General features: G+C 69.0%; 13 protein-coding genes. 7 read left to right on the top strand and 6 right to left on the bottom strand.

Annotation, left to right across the window (positions count from 1 at the left end; all coding sequences use genetic code 11):
• Positions 1 to 37 precede the first annotated feature (37 nt).
• Entirely contained in the window at positions 38 to 1,282 is a 1,245-nt protein-coding gene (gene lplT / locus ACQ4L4_RS17340) for a lysophospholipid transporter LplT (RefSeq protein ID WP_431100166.1), read from the top strand.
• Between the two features lie 171 nt (positions 1,283 to 1,453).
• Here the strand turns inward: lplT and ACQ4L4_RS17335 are convergent, their stop codons facing one another.
• The gene (locus ACQ4L4_RS17335; protein WP_431100165.1) at positions 1,454 to 2,710 is read right to left on the bottom strand and encodes a glycosyltransferase family 4 protein; all 1,257 of its coding nucleotides are present in this window, start codon (positions 2,708 to 2,710) and stop codon (positions 1,454 to 1,456) included.
• Here ACQ4L4_RS17335 and ACQ4L4_RS17330 point away from each other — a divergent pair.
• Together ACQ4L4_RS17330 and ACQ4L4_RS17325 are read left to right on the top strand one after the other, a co-directional pair.
• The gene (locus ACQ4L4_RS17330; RefSeq protein ID WP_431100164.1) at positions 2,709 to 3,527 is read left to right on the top strand and encodes a hypothetical protein; all 819 of its coding nucleotides are present in this window, start codon (positions 2,709 to 2,711) and stop codon (positions 3,525 to 3,527) included. The genes ACQ4L4_RS17335 and ACQ4L4_RS17330 overlap by 2 nt on opposite strands.
• A gap of 91 nt (positions 3,528 to 3,618) precedes the next feature.
• Positions 3,619 to 4,518 (top strand): alpha/beta fold hydrolase, encoded by a 900-nt coding sequence (locus ACQ4L4_RS17325; RefSeq protein ID WP_431100163.1) that lies wholly within the window; start codon positions 3,619 to 3,621, stop codon positions 4,516 to 4,518.
• Here ACQ4L4_RS17325 and ACQ4L4_RS17320 read toward each other — a convergent pair.
• The 3 genes from ACQ4L4_RS17320 to ACQ4L4_RS17310 form a co-directional block, all read right to left on the bottom strand.
• Positions 4,439 to 4,783 (bottom strand): hypothetical protein, encoded by a 345-nt coding sequence (locus ACQ4L4_RS17320; RefSeq protein WP_431100162.1) that lies wholly within the window; start codon positions 4,781 to 4,783, stop codon positions 4,439 to 4,441. The two genes, ACQ4L4_RS17325 and ACQ4L4_RS17320, sit on opposite strands and share 80 nt — an antisense overlap.
• A complete protein-coding gene (locus ACQ4L4_RS17315; protein ID WP_431100161.1) occupies positions 4,780 to 5,265 on the bottom strand; it encodes a Panacea domain-containing protein in 486 nt (161 codons plus the stop codon). Before ACQ4L4_RS17315 ends, ACQ4L4_RS17320 begins: the two co-directional genes overlap by 4 nt.
• A gap of 202 nt (positions 5,266 to 5,467) precedes the next feature.
• Entirely contained in the window at positions 5,468 to 7,138 is a 1,671-nt protein-coding gene (locus ACQ4L4_RS17310) for an aminotransferase class III-fold pyridoxal phosphate-dependent enzyme (RefSeq protein ID WP_431100160.1), read from the bottom strand.
• 77 nt (positions 7,139 to 7,215) lie between these two features.
• Here ACQ4L4_RS17310 and asd point away from each other — a divergent pair, with 77 nt between their 5' ends.
• The 3 genes from asd (at position 7,216) to ACQ4L4_RS17295 (ending at position 10,296) form a co-directional block, all read left to right on the top strand.
• On the top strand, positions 7,216 to 8,109 hold the full coding sequence (asd, locus tag ACQ4L4_RS17305) for an archaetidylserine decarboxylase (RefSeq protein ID WP_431100159.1): 894 nt from the start codon (positions 7,216 to 7,218) through the stop codon (positions 8,107 to 8,109).
• Positions 8,096 to 9,148, top strand: a complete 1,053-nt coding sequence (locus ACQ4L4_RS17300; RefSeq protein ID WP_431100158.1) for a transporter — start codon at positions 8,096 to 8,098, stop codon at positions 9,146 to 9,148. The genes asd and ACQ4L4_RS17300 overlap by 14 nt, the downstream gene beginning before the upstream one ends.
• Before the next feature lie 140 nt (positions 9,149 to 9,288).
• Complete coding sequence (locus ACQ4L4_RS17295) at positions 9,289 to 10,296, top strand: DUF2272 domain-containing protein (protein WP_431100157.1); 1,008 nt, start codon at positions 9,289 to 9,291, stop codon at positions 10,294 to 10,296.
• Positions 10,297 to 10,314: 18 nt separating this feature from the next.
• Here the strand turns inward: ACQ4L4_RS17295 and ACQ4L4_RS17290 are convergent, their stop codons facing one another.
• Positions 10,315 to 10,953, bottom strand: coding sequence for a YqiA/YcfP family alpha/beta fold hydrolase (locus ACQ4L4_RS17290; protein ID WP_431100156.1), 639 nt, complete (start codon positions 10,951 to 10,953; stop codon positions 10,315 to 10,317).
• A gap of 258 nt (positions 10,954 to 11,211) precedes the next feature.
• Here ACQ4L4_RS17290 and ACQ4L4_RS17285 point away from each other — a divergent pair, with 258 nt between their 5' ends.
• Positions 11,212 to 13,962, top strand: a complete 2,751-nt coding sequence (locus ACQ4L4_RS17285; protein ID WP_431100155.1) for a zinc-dependent metalloprotease — start codon at positions 11,212 to 11,214, stop codon at positions 13,960 to 13,962.
• Positions 13,963 to 14,050: 88 nt separating this feature from the next.
• On the opposite strand, the gene ACQ4L4_RS17280 is transcribed toward ACQ4L4_RS17285, so the two are convergent.
• On the bottom strand, positions 14,051 to 15,130 hold the full coding sequence (locus ACQ4L4_RS17280) for an AI-2E family transporter (protein ID WP_431100154.1): 1,080 nt from the start codon (positions 15,128 to 15,130) through the stop codon (positions 14,051 to 14,053).
• Between the last annotated feature and the right edge of the window lie 118 nt (positions 15,131 to 15,248).

Genomic DNA, 15,248 nt, shown 5'->3' with positions numbered 1-15,248 from the left:
GCCACCGACGCAGACTCGCCGCGCACTCCGCGCGCCCATGCCCCCACGCTTCCACACCCTCATCGCCGCCCAGTTCTTTTCCGCCCTGGCCGACAACGCGCTTCTGATCGTCGGCATCGCGCTGCTGCGCGAGATGGGGCAGCCCGTCTGGTGGGCGCCGCTGCTGAAGCTGTGCTTCACGCTGGCCTATGTGGGGCTGGCGCCCGTGGTCGGGCTGATCGCGGACGCCTGGCCCAAGGTCGCGCTGATGACCTGCATGAATGGCCTGAAGGCGATCGGCGTCGGCGCGATGGCGGCGGGGCTGGATCCGCTGCTCGCGTTCGGAATCGTCGGCACCGCCGCCGCCTGCTACGCGCCGGCGAAGTATGGATTGATCACCGAGATCGTGCCGCCGACGCGGCTCGTGGCGGCGAACGGCTGGATCGAGGTCTCGGTCGTGTGCTCCGTGCTGCTGGGCACGATGGTGGGCGGGCTGCTGGTCAGTCCGTGGTGGATGGCGGCGATCGGGGAACTGGGCGTCGCCCGGCCGCTGACGGCGTCGCTCTGCGCGCTTCTCGGGGTCTACGCGCTGGCCGCGGTGCTGCAGCTCCGGGTGCCGGAGAGCGGCATCGTCTATCCGAAGCCGCCACGCCGCCTGCGCGAGATCCTGCGTGATTTCCGGACCTCGAACCGGGCCTTGTGGCGCGATCGCTTGGGCGGGCGGCTGTCGCTGTCGATGACGACGCTGTTCTGGGGCGCGGGTGCGACGCTGCAACTGGCGGTCCTCCAATGGGCGCAGGACGTGCTGGGCTTGCGGCTCAACCAGGGCGCCTACCTGCAGGCGACGGTGGCGATCGGCGTCGTCGCGGGGGCAGGTCTTGCGGGACGATGGATCGCGCTGCACCACTCGTTGCGGGTGATGCCGCTGGGACTGATGCTGGGCGCGCTGATGCTGGCGACGCCGTGGGTGACTTCCTTGGGTTGGGCCTTGCCGGCGATGGTGATGGTCGGCGCGGTCGGGGGAGCCATGGTCGTGCCGATGAATGCACTGCTGCAGCACCGCGGCGTGCAGATCCTGAGCGCCGGCCGGTCGATCGCCGTGCAAGGGTTCAACGAGAACCTGAGCATCCTCCTGATGCTCGGCGTCTACGCACTGCTGCAGGCCATGGGCGTACCACTGGTCTGGCTGATGAGCGGACTCGGCGTCGTCGTGTTCACGGGCGTGCTGATCTTGATGATCCGCCGTCGTGCGCGGCGTGAAACACTGTCCGCCGACGTTGTGGAAGGTGGGATCGCCGGTTGAGTCGGTGGAGCGGGACGAAGAGCGCCCGGGGCCGGCGGCGTCGTCCGCCTTGGGGCGCCAACTCGCGACGCTCACCTGCGGTTCGCTCTGCTCAAACAGACGGCGCCCAGTCAGATGGGGAAGGCGGACAACGCCGCCGACCCCGGGCGCTCTTCGTCAGCAGCGAGCGGTTCAGTGCGCGCGGGCTTCGAGACCAGAGAGGTGGGAGCCGGCGCGCAGCGCCACGGAAGTGCCGTCGATGGCGGAGGCGTAGACCTGCTCGATGCCCTGAACGATGCCGTCCCAGTCGAGCGATTCCGCGCTGCCGCGCGCCGCGAGGCTCATGGCGCGGAGCCTCGGCAGGTCGTCCAGCAGGGCCAGCGTGCGCGCCTGGAAGCTGGTCGGATCGTTGAACGGCGCAAGCCCGCCGTTGATGCCGTCGCGCACGAGCAGTGCCGCCGCGGCGTACTGGTAGGCCATCACCGGCAGGCCGCTCGCCAGCGCCTCTGGCGTGACGTTGCCGTAGGTCTCGGTGATGCTGGGGAAGGCGAACAGGTCGCCGCTGGCGTAGCAGGCGGCGAGGTCCTCACCGTGCTTCATGCCGGCGAAGACGACGTTGGTCGACGGCGGCAGGAGTTGCTGGAAGTCGGCGCGCGCCGGTCCGTCGCCGACCAGCACGAGCCGCGCGCGCGGATGGCGCTGGCGGACTGCCGGCCAGAGATCGACGAGCAACTGGAGATTCTTCTCCGCGGCGAGCCGGCCGACATGCAGCACCACGGGATCGCCGGGCGCTGCGCCCCAGCTGTCGCGCAGCGCGTCGCTGCGGCGCGAGGGGTGGAAGAGCTGAGTGTCGACGCCGCGCGCGATGACGCTGACGTGGCGGAAGCCCTGCGCCATCAGTTCGCCGGCGAGGGCGGCGTTGGGCACCATCGTCGAGTGGCAGCGGTTGTGGAACTTGCGCAGATAGGCGAGCAGCGGCCGGCGCAGCCAGCCGATGCCGTAATGCTGGGCGTAGGCGTGGAAGTTGGTGCGGAACTCCGACACCACGGGCAGCTTGAGCTGCCGCGCGGCCTGGAGCGCGGACCAGCCCATCGGGCCTTCGGTCGCGATGTGGACGATGTCGGGGCGCTTGCTGGCCCACAGGTTGACCAGCGTGCGCTTGGACACGACGCCCATGCGAAGGTGCGGGTAGCGCGGCACGGCCAGGCCGCGCATCAGCACCTCGTCGACGGGCGCGTCGGGCGCCGGCGGCGTGCCGGCGGGCGCCTGTCGGGGGCGCAGCAACTGCACCGCGTGGTCGCGGGCCTGAAGGCCCTGGACGACGCAGGCAATGCTGCGCGCCACGCCGTTGACCTCGGGCGGATAGGTCTCCGTCACGACCGCGACGCGGAAATGCCGCTGACGCGTGGGGAGCTCGTCGACTTCGAGTTCGATCGGCGGTGTCGTCATGGCGCGCATGATGGGCGGCGAACGCAACAGTTCTGTGACGGTGCCGGCCGTCACGCGCCTGACACGGCTGATCGACACAGTCGCCACGCGTCCGTCATCGATGCATCACCGGGCCATCACGGCACTGACATCGACCGGCGTCACGCTCACCGCTCATTTCAAGGACGAGGCCCCCATGAAGGACTTTCTGGCACTTCTGAATGAACAGCGTTGGGACGACCACCGCTACTACCACCATTGCCGCATCAACCAGTCGCTGCATCTGCTGAGCGCCTGCTGCTTCGTGGTCGCCTACGGGCTGCTGCTGGTCGATCCCGCGTGGTCGGCGCTGCTGGCGTGGGGCGTGTCGATGACCAGCCGCCAGGCCGGGCACTTCTTCTTCGAGCCTAAGGGCTACGACCACGTCAACCAGGCGACGCACGAGCACAAGGAAGAGATCAAGATCGGCTACAACCTGCGCCGCAAGGTCGTGCTGATGGCGCTGTGGGCCGCCTCGCCGGTCGCGCTGTGGCTGCAGCCGGGCCTGTTCGGCCTGTTCGCGCCGGCGGCCAGCTTCACCGAGTACCTGCATCAGCTCGGCCTCGTGTGGTTCTGGCTGGGCGTCGGCGGTCTGGTGTTCCGCGTGCTGCAGCTGGCGGTGATCCGCGATCTGCGCACCGGTCTGGCCTGGGCGACGAAGATCATCACGGACCCCTTCCACGACATCCAGCTCTACCACCGGGCACCGTTGCAACTGTTGCGCGGTGAGCGGCTGGATCCGGCGTTGTGGCCGCGCGACGATGGGCACAATGCCGGGAACGGCGAACAGGCGGCCTGATCCACCAGGGATGACACGTGCCGCGATCCTCCTCGCGGGGATCGCGCACAGGTGCGGGACCGGCCGGTTCGCCGGAAGAAGGAGTTCCCGCATGTCTGGAGTTGAACGGCGCCTTCGGGCGCCGATGTCGTTGGCGGTGGTCCTTGCGACCGCGGCCGCCGTGCTGGCCGGCTGCGCCAGTCCGATGCCGAACACCGGCAACCAGCGGGTCACGGGCGGTCCGATCGTCTTCACGAAGGTGGGTCACGGCGAGCCGACGGTCGTCCTGCAATCGGGTCTCGGCGATGGCCGCGATCCGTGGGCGACGGTGCTGAACGAGCTGCGCGCCGACCACAGCGTGTTCGCCTACGACCGCCCCGGCTATGGCGACAGCACGGCCACGCCGCCGGTGCCGCGCAATCCCTGCGGGATCGCGACCGAACTGCACGGACTGCTGCAGAGCGCCGGCATCAAGCCGCCGTACGTGCTGGTCGGCCATTCGATCGGCGGGCTGTACCAGTACGCGTTCTCGCGGCTGTATCCGGACGAGGTGGCGGGCATCGTGCTCGTCGATGCGACGCATCCGCTGCACCTGCGACGCATGCAGGTCGAGGTGCCGGTGATGGCCAACATGCTGGACAGCATGAGCCGGCGGGTCTTCCGGGGCATGATGCAGGCGGAGTTCCTGCAGCAGCAGGACTGCATCGACACGCTGTGGCAGAAGCCGCGGCCGAACGTGCCGGTGCGGGTGCTGACGCGCACGGTCTATTCGCAGACGGAAATGGCGAGCGGGTTCGAGACGATGGTGCACAACCTGGAGCCGAACTGGCTGCCGCTGGTCGGCGGCAAGGAACTTCAGCCGGTCGAGGGATCGGGTCACTACATCCAGCGGGACAAGCCGGAGGTCGTCGTGAAGGCGATCGAGGAGGTGGTCAAGGAGGCGCGGGAGCGCGCTCGTCCTTCCCCGGAAACAGCCCTCGGATCACCCCCAGGAACGCCGCCAGCACGCTGACGGTGACGCCGGTGGTGACGGCGATGAGGACCTGGTCGGACCAGAGGTCGATGCCCGTCGCAGCCTTGGTGCCACCCTGAACCGCGAGAAGGGCAGCCCACAAGCCGATGCATCCTGCGGCCAGGCCGTAAGCCTTGGCGGCGTAGATCTGTCGAAGGTGACGATTGGCGCGACTGTTGGCGATGCGTTCTGCATGCCTTTCGAATTCCGAGTCTGTACCCGCTGCTCGCGCGTCATGGATTCGCGGCTCGTCGCGCTCGTTCATTCGAACTCTCCGACCTGGATCGTCGGGTCCTCCTGAATTGTCCTGTTCAGGATGGGGCTTCCGTCAGCGGGAGCGGCGGACCAGGCAGAGAGCGGCAGATGCGTGAGGTCGGACAGCGCAGTCGGAGACTTCTTCCCGTGGGTGTAGATGATGGCGTCGATCAGATCCCAGGAGGATCGATCTTCCGGAGGCAAGTAGGGCTCGTTCCATCGCTCCGGATCGTCGTGCGCCGTGAGTGTGGTCACGAATTGGCCGATGCGCCCTGACCCATATGCCGTCAGCTGAAAGGCGATGGAAGGAAGCACCGGGCCAGTCGCGCCGCGGAGAAAGGTGTCCTGGAAAAGCGGGATGCCCTTCTTCTTCAGACGCCAGGCCTGCGCGAAGAACATGAGCTTCTGAAGCTTCATCGAGTTCAGCTCGCGCAGACGACCGTCGAGCGCGCGCCCGATGAATGCGTTGGCAACGCAGAAGGCGGAATACATGTGACAACTCCCAATGGCACACGCAAATGCGCATGCAAGGCGGAGCAGTCTAGGAATCGCGCGGCGCCCAGGACAACGGGGCGCTCTGACATTCGTCAATGAATGTCGAGGCGCCCCGCTTTGTGGGGAGTCATTGGGGAGTCATGGGGGATTCGCGGGGGATGCCTGCAGCCCCCAGTCGATGGCTGACTCGCCGTGATCGTCAGTTGTGAAGACCCAACGTCTCCATCAGCAGCCGGCGCTTGATCGCCTTGTTGGTCGGCAGCGCCGGGTTGCTCCACCAGCCGCCGTCGCGCATCGCGCGGGCCGCGGCGACGATGCGGCGCTGGACTTCGTCGAAGTCCGCGTCGCTGAAGTCCAGGCTGAAGATCAGCCGGCCCGTGCCCACCCAGCTCAGTGCCAGGCCTTGCTCGCGCAGGAAGTACTGCAACATCCAGTTGTAGCGCGAGGGCTCCGTGTAATAGAGCGTCCAGATCGACGACATGTTGGCCGCGCGCAGCGGCAGCTGTTCTGCCTCGAGCGCTGCGTTCAAGCGGGCGCGCCGGCCATCCTGCTGCTCGTCCTGTTCATCGAGCTGACGCAGGCGGTCGGGGTCCTCCAGCGCGTCGAGGAACACCGACATCGCGCCCATCACGTACGGATGCGTGTTGAAGGTGCCGCGTGCGAAGCAGACATCGGCGGGACGTTCGTCGCGGAAGCGCTTCATCCACGCCGCGCGGCCGCAGACCACGCCGACCGGCAGGCCGCCGCCCAGCGTCTTGCCGTAGGTCACCAGGTCCGCCTGCACGCCGAAGTAGGCCTGCGCGCCGCCTGCGCCGAGGCGGAAGCCCATGAACACCTCGTCGAAGATCAGCGCGATGCCGCGCTCGGTGCAGACCTGCCGCAGCTCGCGCAGCCAGGCGGCATAGGCGGCCTTGTCGTAGGACGCGCGGCGGGAGCTGTCGACCAGCGAGCCGTCGCCCGGCGCCGGCTTGTTGGGATGCAGCGCCTGCAGCGGATTCACCAGCACGCAGGCGATGTCGCGCCGCGTGCGCAGCACCTGCAGGCTGCGTTCATGCATGTCGCGCAGCGTGTAGGTGCGCTCGGCGGGCAAGGGATTGCCGGGGCCCGGCTGCGCCTCGTCCCACCAGCCGTGGTACGCGCCGCAGAAGCGCACCAGGTGCGTTTTCCCCGTGTGGTACCGCGCCAGCCGCACCGCCTGCATCACCGCCTCGGTGCCGGACATGTGGAAGGACAGCTGGTCCATCCGCGCGTGCGACAGGATGCGGCGCACGTTGTCCTCGACCAGCGGGTGATAGACGCCGAGCACCGGTCCCAGCGCGTCCACGCGCGCCGCGCCCTCGGCGATGCAGCGCTGATAGAACGCGTAGCCGAACAGGTTCACGCCGTAGCTCCCGGCCAGGTCGATGAAGCGCTCGCCGTCGAAGTCGGTCAGCCAGTGACCGTCGCTGGCGACCATCACCGGCCCCAGCGGCAGCTCGCGCTGCACGAGCGGGCTGAACGACGGCGGTACCCGGTAGCTGCTGGTGAACTGCAGGTCGGGGAGTGACGGCTTCATCGACTGCGTCGCGGCGATGCTGCGCGCGTGGCGCGTCTTCAGCGTGTGCGACAGCGCGGCGAAGCTGGACCGCCGCGTCGCGACGATGTCGGCCGGCGCGTCGTCCGCATTGAAGAAGTGCGCATCGTCGAAGCGCTGCGTCGGCATCAGCCGCGCCAGCCGCACCGCCATGCGCGAGTGACCCGCCAGCGACGGATGCTTCGCGCGGGAGAGCTGCAGGCGTCGCCAGCCGGTCGGCGCGTAGTACAGCGCCAACAGTCCCGCCGCCGCCGCGGCGACGGGCAACAGGTCAAAGGTGAAGAACGTCGTCGACATGGGCATGGGCCTCCGGAGCCTCGTTCAGCTGTCACACAGCGTTGGCAAATTACCGGGGTGTATCCGACGGAATTGACATGTCAATGAAACTGGCCCGCTTTCGCGACCGTCTGACCCAGCAGGAGTCCCTCAACTTCCTCCTCACCAACCGGGTACCCCGCCTGGCGCTGACCCGCTTCATGGGCCGGTACGCCCGGATCGACAGCCCGGCGCTGACGCGTTTCAGCGTCGCGGTCTGGCGGATGTTCACCGACCTCGACCTGAGCGAGGCCGAGCCGCCCGCCCACGGCTACCGCTCGCTGCGGGACGTGTTCACACGTCGGCTGAAGCCGGGACGGCGGCCGGTCGATCCGGCGCCGGCGACGATCGTGAGCCCCTGCGACGCCATCGTCGGGGCGCACGGCCCGGTCACGCGCGGGATGGCCCTGCAGGCCAAGGGCATGGATTACCGCATCGCCGACCTGTTCGGCGACGCCACGCGCGCCGCCCCGTATCTCAACGGCACCTATGTGACGCTGCGGCTGACCTCGGCGATGTATCACCGCTTCCACGCGCCGGCCGACCTGCGCATCCAGCGCGTCACGCACATCGCCGGCGACACCTGGAACGTCAATCCGATCGCGCTCAAGCGCGTCGAGCGGCTGTTCTGCCGCAACGTCCGCGCCGCCGTCGAATGCACGCTGCCCGACGGCACGCCGATCGCGCTGGTGCCGGTGGCGGCCATCTTGGTCGCCAGCCTGCGGCTGCATGCGCTGGACCTGACGCTGCGCCCGGACCATCCCGGTCCGCATCGCTTCGAGGTGGGCCACGATCACGCGCGGGGCGAGGAGATGGGCTGGTTCGAGCAGGGCTCGACGATCATCGTGTTCCTGCCGCCGGGCGTGCATCTGTTGGCGGGCTTGCAGGCCGGGCAGCGGGTCCGCATGGGAGAGGCGATCGCGCGTCTACCATCCGCCGATGGCGATGAATGACACGACGCAGCTCCCGGGGGGACTGACCGGCCACTATGCCGGCCCATATGGCGGAGACGAGCACGGCTTGATCTGCGGTTTCTGGATCCATCCGGACCGGCCGACCGAGGCACTGCCGACGCTGGCCCAAGCCCAGGCCCGGCTTTCCCAGCCGGACGGCGGCTATCTCTGGCTGCACCTGAACCTGGCGCATGCGGGCGCGCTGCCCTGGCTGCGCCGCAATGCCGCGCTGGCCGAGAGCTTCGACGAGGCACAGCAGCAGGGCTCGCGTTCGTCGCGGATCGAGCGCGTCGGCGACCACCTGTTCGCCGTGCTCAACGACGTGACCTTCGATTTCGCCTTCGACGTGGGCGATGTCTCGACGCTGTGGATGCAGGTCAGCGAGCACCTGGTGCTGAGCGTGCGGCGCGCGCCGCTGCGCTCGGTGGATCGGCTGCGGATGGCGATCAAGCGCGGCGACCGGCCGAGGTCCAGCGTCGCGCTGCTCGACCACCTGTTGCGCGACCAGGCCGACGAGCTCCAGCGCATCGTGCGCCAGGCCACCGAACGGGTCGACGACATCGAGGATGCGCTGCTCGCCGGGCGTCATGCCGGCCACGGTTCCGAGGTCGCCGCGCTGAGGCGGCTGATGGTGCGCCTGCAGCGGTTGCTGGCGCCGGAGCCGAGCGCGCTGCTGCGCATGCTGTCGAATCCGCCGGAGTGGGTCGCCGAACGCGACAAGCAGCAGCTGCAGCAGGCCAGCGAGGAATTCGCGCTGGTGCTGCGCGACATCCAGGCGCTGCAGGAGCGGATCCGCGCGGTGCAGGACGAGACCTCGGCACGTGTCGCGCAGGAGAACAACCAGACGCTGTATGTGCTGACGATGGTCACCGTGCTGGCGCTGCCGATCAACCTGATCAGCGGCCTGTTCGGCATGAACGTCGGCGGTCTGCCGCTGCTCGAGCATCCGCACGGGTTCTGGGTCGTCGTCGGATTGATCGTGCTGCTCACCGGCCTGGTGACCTTGCTGCTGCTGAAGGCGACGGGCCGGAGGAAGTAGCGGCGACGGCATGTCCCGTCGGGACGTGTGCGCAGGCGAGACCGGCGATAGCCGCCGGGAATGACTGTCGCGCCGATTGGCATGACCGACGGTCCCGGGGCGCTCCCACAATGCGCGCGACTTCACGCCGCCGCGCCGCCATGACCCTTCCGCTGCTTCGATCCCTTGTCCACGCCGCGCTCGCGACGGCAACGGCGTTGGTTCCCGCGCTCGCCGCCGCGCAGTCGTGCGACGCCCCCGGTCCCGCCCCCGAAGTCGGTGCGCGCATCGCGTCGATCGCGATGCAGGAGTACCAGCGCTTCAACGGCCATCGCATCGATGCGCGGGGACATCTGTGGAAGTTCGGCTCGGTGGAGACGGAGACCGAGCCGCTGCGCGCCGCCGATGGCGATGTCGCGCCGCCCGCCGACCGCTACGCGTGGCGACGTGTGTGGCACTACTGGCAGACGCTGGACCAGCACCGCCCCGGCCTCCTCGGCCAGCGCGACCTCAAGTGGGCGCCGGACCTGCTCGACGATCCGATGTCGGCCGGCAGGAGTCGCGTCGACGCGCTGGGCCCGCTGCTCGCCGCCGTGCCGGCAGACGCGCCGCAGGCGGAGCAGATGCGCGAGGCGCTCGTGCGGACCGCCATCTCCGATTCGCCGTGGTCGGGCGCGTTCATCTCGTTCGTGATGCACGAGGCGGGGCTGAGCGACCAGGCCTTCCATTTCTCCGGCGCCCACGCCGTCTACATCGGTGGCGCGCTGCGCGAGACGCCGGGCTACGCCTTCCGCGCCTGCGACATCCGGCGCACCGCGCCGCGCGTCGGCGACCTGATCTGCTACTCGCGCGGCCGGCCGGTGCTCGATACCTTCGCGGATTGGCAGGCCCTGGCGGATCGCATCGACAACCGCACCAAGTCGCACTGCGATGTCGTGGTGTCGGTCGACCGCCGCGCGCTGAAGATCGAATCGATCGGCGGCAACGTTCTGCAAGCCGTGACCCGTCGCCAGCTGATGGTCAACGAGGCGGGCCTGCTGTCCCGTCGCCACTACGCGAGCGCGCCGACGAACCGGCCGCGTCCCGGCAGCCCCTGCGCCGAGGACGCCACCTGCGAGAAGTCCGATCTCAACCAGCAGCACTGGAGCGTCCTGCTGCAGCTGCGCTGACGCACCGGCGATCGCGGCTCAGAGATCGAGGAACGCGGTCAGTTCGTCCAGGTAGTCGTCGAAGTCGGCCAGGCCATGGTCGCTGCCTTCGAGCAGCTTGATCCGGCAGGACGCGTAGCGCGCGTGCATCTCGCGCCAGTCGAGCACTTCGTCGCCCTTGGCGATCACCGCGAGCATCCGGTCGGGATGCGCCAGCGCGCCGGCATTCAGCGCGACGAGTTCGTCGACGAACTCGGGCCGGAAGAAGAAGCGCTCCTCCGGGTTCTGCCAGCAGGTCTGTTCGCCGATGTAGTGGGCGAGGTCCCGGGCCGGATCCACAGCCGGATTCAGCAGCACGGTCCGCGCGCCGGTGTGCTGCGCGACCCAGGTGGCGTAGAACCCGCCGAGCGAACTTCCCATCACGGCCATCGTGTCGCGCGGCCAGTCGCGGATCAGCGTGTCGACGAGCGCCATCGCCTCGCGCGGCGACGGCGGCAGCTGCGGGCAGGCGAAGACCAGGTCCGGACGGTGTTCCGCCGTCCATCGCGCCATCCGCAAGGCCTTCGCCGAACGGGGCGACGAGCGGAACCCGTGCAGGTAGAGGAGGTGGGTGCGACGGGCGACGGTGGGCTCGGTGGGGGAGGGCTGCGCGGCCGCAGCGGAGGACGGGGGACTCATGGCGGGGCAGTGTAGGCGGCACCCCCCGCGCCGGGTGGCCGGGTCACTTCCGGCACGGGTGGGCGGACGTCGACGTGGGCGATCATCGCCACACGCGCGATTCGCAGGGGCTGCGCGCTCGTTAGTGCGCATTGACGCGCGGGCCCCCGCCCCGCACATTGCCCGCTTCACCGGGGCCCATGCGGCGCAACGACCGCAACGCCCGCTTTCTCAACACGGTCCGGCCCCTCCAGGACGGACCCACGACCACATCGATCCATGATCCACAGGGACACGATCCAGCTGACGGCCATCGCCGCCGCGGCGCTGCTGCTCACCGCCTGCGCCACGACCGGCCCGGCCGGCACCTCCACCACCGCGCCGACCGCGCAGACGGCCCAGCCGCCGGCCAGCGCCGCCTCGGGAGCCCCGGGTCAGCCGGGCGCTTCGGCGCCGATGACGGCGCCGCGTCCCGCCGCCGATCCGACCGCGCCGAAGCCGTTCGCCGAAGTCAGCCGCGACACCAAGCGCGACGACGGTCTCTTCCCGATCCTGCGCAAGGACGAGAAGGTCTGGCTCGAGATCCCGCGGGCGATGCTGAACAAGCCCTTCCTGTTCACCATCAACATCACGAGCTCGATCGGCGAGCGCGGTTTCTACGCCAGCCAGATGGGCCCGGAGATCCTGGCCGAGTGGCGCCGCGTCGGCAATTCGATCCAGCTGATCGCGTTGAACACGGCGTTCCGCGCCGAGGGCGGCGGCAAGCGCGCCGGCGAGGAGGCGTTCTCGCCCAGCCTGATCGCCGCCGGTCCGGTCGCCAGCGCGGACCACCCCGAACGCAAGGCCTTCCTGGTCGACGCCGGCCTGCTGCTGAGCGACATCCCCGGCATGTCCACGCGCCTGGAAATGGCCTACCGGCTGCCTTACAACGTCGACCGCGGCAACTCGTACTTCGAGCAGACGCGTGCCGACGCGCAGCTCACGACGCTGAACGCCAAGGTCCACTACTTCACGCCGCGCATCCCCGCGCCGCCGCTGGTGGCTCCGCCCGTGCCGGTGCCGACGCCGCCGCAGGCGCTGCCGGATCCGCGCTCGATGTTCATGGGCTTCGTCTACAACTTCCGCGCGCTGCCGGAAGAGAAGATGGCCACTCGCCGCGCCGACGGCCGACTGGGTCATTTCACCGAGTCCTTCACCGACCTGAGCGACGACGCCAAACCCAATCCGCGCGTCCACTACATCGCGCGCTGGCGCCTGGAGAAGAAGGACCCGGCGGCGGCCTTGTCCGAGCCGGTGCAGCCGATCACCTACTGGATGGACAAGAACATTCCGCCGAAGTACCGCCCCGCGGTCGAGGCCGGCATCCTGGAATGGAACAAGGCCTTCGAGAAGATCGGCTTCAAGAACGCGGTCGTGGCCAAGCAGCAGCCCGATGACGCGGACTGGGACAACATGGACGCGTCGCACGCGTCGATCCGTTGGTTCGTCGGCTCCGACGTGGGCTTCGCGATCGGCCCGAGCCATCTGGACCCGCGTACCGGCGAGATCCTGGACGCCGACATCGGCATGAGCGACGTGTTCGCCCGCGGCGGCCGCGCCTTCATCGCGGAAGACGCGCCGCGCGGCATGGCCGGCGGCCAGGTGTCGACGCTGGCGGAAGAGGCGCAGGCGCTGGCCGCGCTGAACCAGGGCTGGCGCGAGGGTCGCAACGCGACCTACTGCACCTACGCGCACGATGCGGCGGCGGAGATGGACTTCGCGCTGGACGTGCTCGAGGCCCGCGGCGACATCGCACCGGACAGCCCCGAAGCCGACGCCTTCATCCAGGCCCGGATCAAGGACGTGATCATGCATGAGGTGGGTCACACGCTCGGCCTGAAGCACAACTTCAAGGCTTCGACGCAGGTGACGCAGGCGCAACTGAAGGACAAGGCCTGGACCGACGCCAACGGCCTGTCGGCCTCGGTGATGGACTACAACGCCTACAACATCCCGCTGGAGGGCGAGGCGCCGACCACCTACAACAACACGACGCTGGGCACCTACGACTACTGGGCGATCGAGTACGCCTACAAGCAGGTGCCCAAGGAGCAGGAAGAGGCTGAGCTCAAGCGCGTCGCCGCGCAGAACACGCTGCCGGGTCATGCGTACGCGGACGACACCGACGCCGGCGGCTTCGGCCCGTTCGACGGCATGGATCCGACGATCAACCGCTTCGACCTCGGCGACGACCCGATGGCCTACTTCCGCAAGCGCCTGAAGCTGACGCAGGAGCTGTGGACGCGCGTGCAGAACCGGACGCCTGAAGCGGGCGATGATCCGCTGCGCCAGCGCCGGCAACTGGCCAGCGGCTTCAACCAGCTGGCGCGCGCGTCGGACCTGGTGGGCAAGTACGTCGGCGGCATGTACACGCACCGTGACGTGCCGGGCGCGTCGGTCGCGGCGATGCGGCCGGTCGATCCGGCCAAGCAGCGCGAGGCGCTGCGCTTCCTGGCGCAGGGCATCTTCAGCGCCGACAGCTTCCGCTTCAAGCCGGAGTTCCTGACCTCGATCACGACCGACTATGTCGAGTTCATGCGCGCGGGCTTCGTGAACATCCCGGCGGCGGTGGCGCGGGTGCAGCTGGGGTCGCTGGACCGCCTGCTGCAGGCGCAGACGGCGATCCGCCTGATGGAGCTGCCGGCCTACGTGCCGGTGTCGCAGCGCAAGGGCCTGATCACGATCGGCGAGGTCTACGGCACGCTGCAGGCCTCGATCTGGAGCGAACTCAAGACCGGCGCGGAGATCGATCCGCTGCGCCGCAACCTGCAGCGCGAGTACCTGCGCCGCATCCAGGCCAACCTGACGAAGAGCGGCGCGGCGTCGGGCCAGTTCGCCGATGCCTACGCGGTGCTGCGCCTGCACGCCGTGCAGCTGCAGAGCGACCTGCGCGCCGCGCAGGGCAAGGGCTCGATCGAGACCCGCGCCCACCTGGCGGAAAGCCTGGACTTCCTCAGCAGCGTGCTGAAGGCGACGATGACGCGGACGTGATGCCGGGCGAGCGGCCTCCCGGTCGCACGCCCAGCAACGCGAAGGCCGGCGAAAGCCGGCCTTTTTCGTTGGTGCGGGCGCTGGCCTGTCAGTGGTTGTCCCCGACCGGATAGCGCCGTTCGGCCGCGACGATGTCCCAGACCGCGATGAACATCGCCGCGATCAGCGGGCCGATGACGAAGCCGTTGATGCCGAACACCGCCATCCCGCCCAGCGTCGACAGCAGCACCACGTAGTCCGGCATCTTGGTGTCCTTGCCGACCAGCAGCGGCCGCAGCAGGTTGTCCACCAGGCCGATGACCACGGTGCCGAAGACGATCAGGCCGATGCCGGAGCCGACGTGCCCGGTCGACAGCAGGTAGATCGCCACCGGCGCCCACACCAGCGCCGCGCCGACCGCGGGCAGCAGCGACAGGAAGGCCATCAGCACCGCCCACAGCACCGGCGCGTGGATGCCCAGCACCCAGAACGCGATACCGCCCAGCGCGCCCTGGATCGCCGCCACGGCGATGTTGCCCTTGACCGTCGCGCGGATCACCGTCCGGAACTTCTCGCCCAGCTGGCGCTTGTACGAGTCCTGCAGCGGCAGCGCATCGCGGATGCGCGTCGAGAGCTGCTCGCCGTCGCGCAGCAGGAAGTACAGCAGGTAGAGCATCACGAAGAAGCTCACCAGGAAATCGAAGGTGTCCTGCCCGAAACCCAGCGCCTTCGTCGCTATGAACTGGCTGCCCTGGTTCAGCGCGCTGCCCAGCTTCTCCTGCAGGTTCGCCAGGTTGTGCAGGCCCAGCCGCTCCAGCACGTCGAGCAGCCACGACGGCAGCGCCGCGTAGATCTGCGCTACATAGGTGTTGAAGTTGAACTGGCCGGACTTGACCATCTCGAAGACGACCGCCGCCTCCCGCACCAGCGCGCCCATCACGTAGGTCATCGGCAGCACGACCAGCAGCAGGATCACGAGGATCGTCAGCCCCGCCGACGGCCCGGGCCGTTTCGTCTTGCGCAGCAGCTTGCGATACAGCGGCTGGAACACGATGGCCAGCGCCACGCCCCACAGGATCGCGCTCATCATCGGCCAGACGATCCAGCCGAACGCCACCGTCACCAGCGCCAGCAGGCACAGGAAGGACCGGTTCTGCAGCGCAGGCACCAGCTTGCCAGGACCACTCATCGTGAAGTCGCTCCTCGGGAATCTTGAAGGATCTTGCAGGGGGCGGGGATCGCCGGATCGGCACGCGGCGTGCCCGTCCGCCGCCGATGCAAAACCGGGACGGCGGCGCAGGATCGCC

It is taken from the genome of Roseateles noduli, from assembly GCF_050626985.1.
Taxonomy (GTDB): domain Bacteria; phylum Pseudomonadota; class Gammaproteobacteria; order Burkholderiales; family Burkholderiaceae_C; genus Roseateles; species Roseateles noduli_A.
This window is presented reverse-complemented; position numbering and strand designations above follow the sequence as displayed.

What these genes read in the sequence shown, in the direction of transcription:
- ACQ4L4_RS17325 (WP_431100163.1), top strand. Translation starts at nt 3,619, where the DNA reads ATGTCTGGAGTTGAACGGCGCCTTCGGGCGCCGATGTCGTTGGCGGTG.
- ACQ4L4_RS17310 (WP_431100160.1), bottom strand. Translation starts at nt 7,138, where the DNA reads ATGTCGACGACGTTCTTCACCTTTGACCTGTTGCCCGTCGCCGCGGCG.
- asd (WP_431100159.1), top strand. Translation starts at nt 7,216, where the DNA reads ATGTCAATGAAACTGGCCCGCTTTCGCGACCGTCTGACCCAGCAGGAG.
- ACQ4L4_RS17320 (WP_431100162.1), bottom strand. Translation starts at nt 4,783, where the DNA reads ATGAACGAGCGCGACGAGCCGCGAATCCATGACGCGCGAGCAGCGGGT.
- ACQ4L4_RS17290 (WP_431100156.1), bottom strand. Translation starts at nt 10,953, where the DNA reads ATGAGTCCCCCGTCCTCCGCTGCGGCCGCGCAGCCCTCCCCCACCGAG.
- ACQ4L4_RS17335 (WP_431100165.1), bottom strand. Translation starts at nt 2,710, where the DNA reads ATGACGACACCGCCGATCGAACTCGAAGTCGACGAGCTCCCCACGCGT.
- ACQ4L4_RS17315 (WP_431100161.1), bottom strand. Translation starts at nt 5,265, where the DNA reads ATGTATTCCGCCTTCTGCGTTGCCAACGCATTCATCGGGCGCGCGCTC.
- lplT (WP_431100166.1), top strand. Translation starts at nt 38, where the DNA reads ATGCCCCCACGCTTCCACACCCTCATCGCCGCCCAGTTCTTTTCCGCC.
- ACQ4L4_RS17285 (WP_431100155.1), top strand. Translation starts at nt 11,212, where the DNA reads ATGATCCACAGGGACACGATCCAGCTGACGGCCATCGCCGCCGCGGCG.
- ACQ4L4_RS17300 (WP_431100158.1), top strand. Translation starts at nt 8,096, where the DNA reads ATGGCGATGAATGACACGACGCAGCTCCCGGGGGGACTGACCGGCCAC.
- ACQ4L4_RS17295 (WP_431100157.1), top strand. Translation starts at nt 9,289, where the DNA reads ATGACCCTTCCGCTGCTTCGATCCCTTGTCCACGCCGCGCTCGCGACG.
- ACQ4L4_RS17280 (WP_431100154.1), bottom strand. Translation starts at nt 15,130, where the DNA reads ATGAGTGGTCCTGGCAAGCTGGTGCCTGCGCTGCAGAACCGGTCCTTC.
- ACQ4L4_RS17330 (WP_431100164.1), top strand. Translation starts at nt 2,709, where the DNA reads ATGGCGCGCATGATGGGCGGCGAACGCAACAGTTCTGTGACGGTGCCG.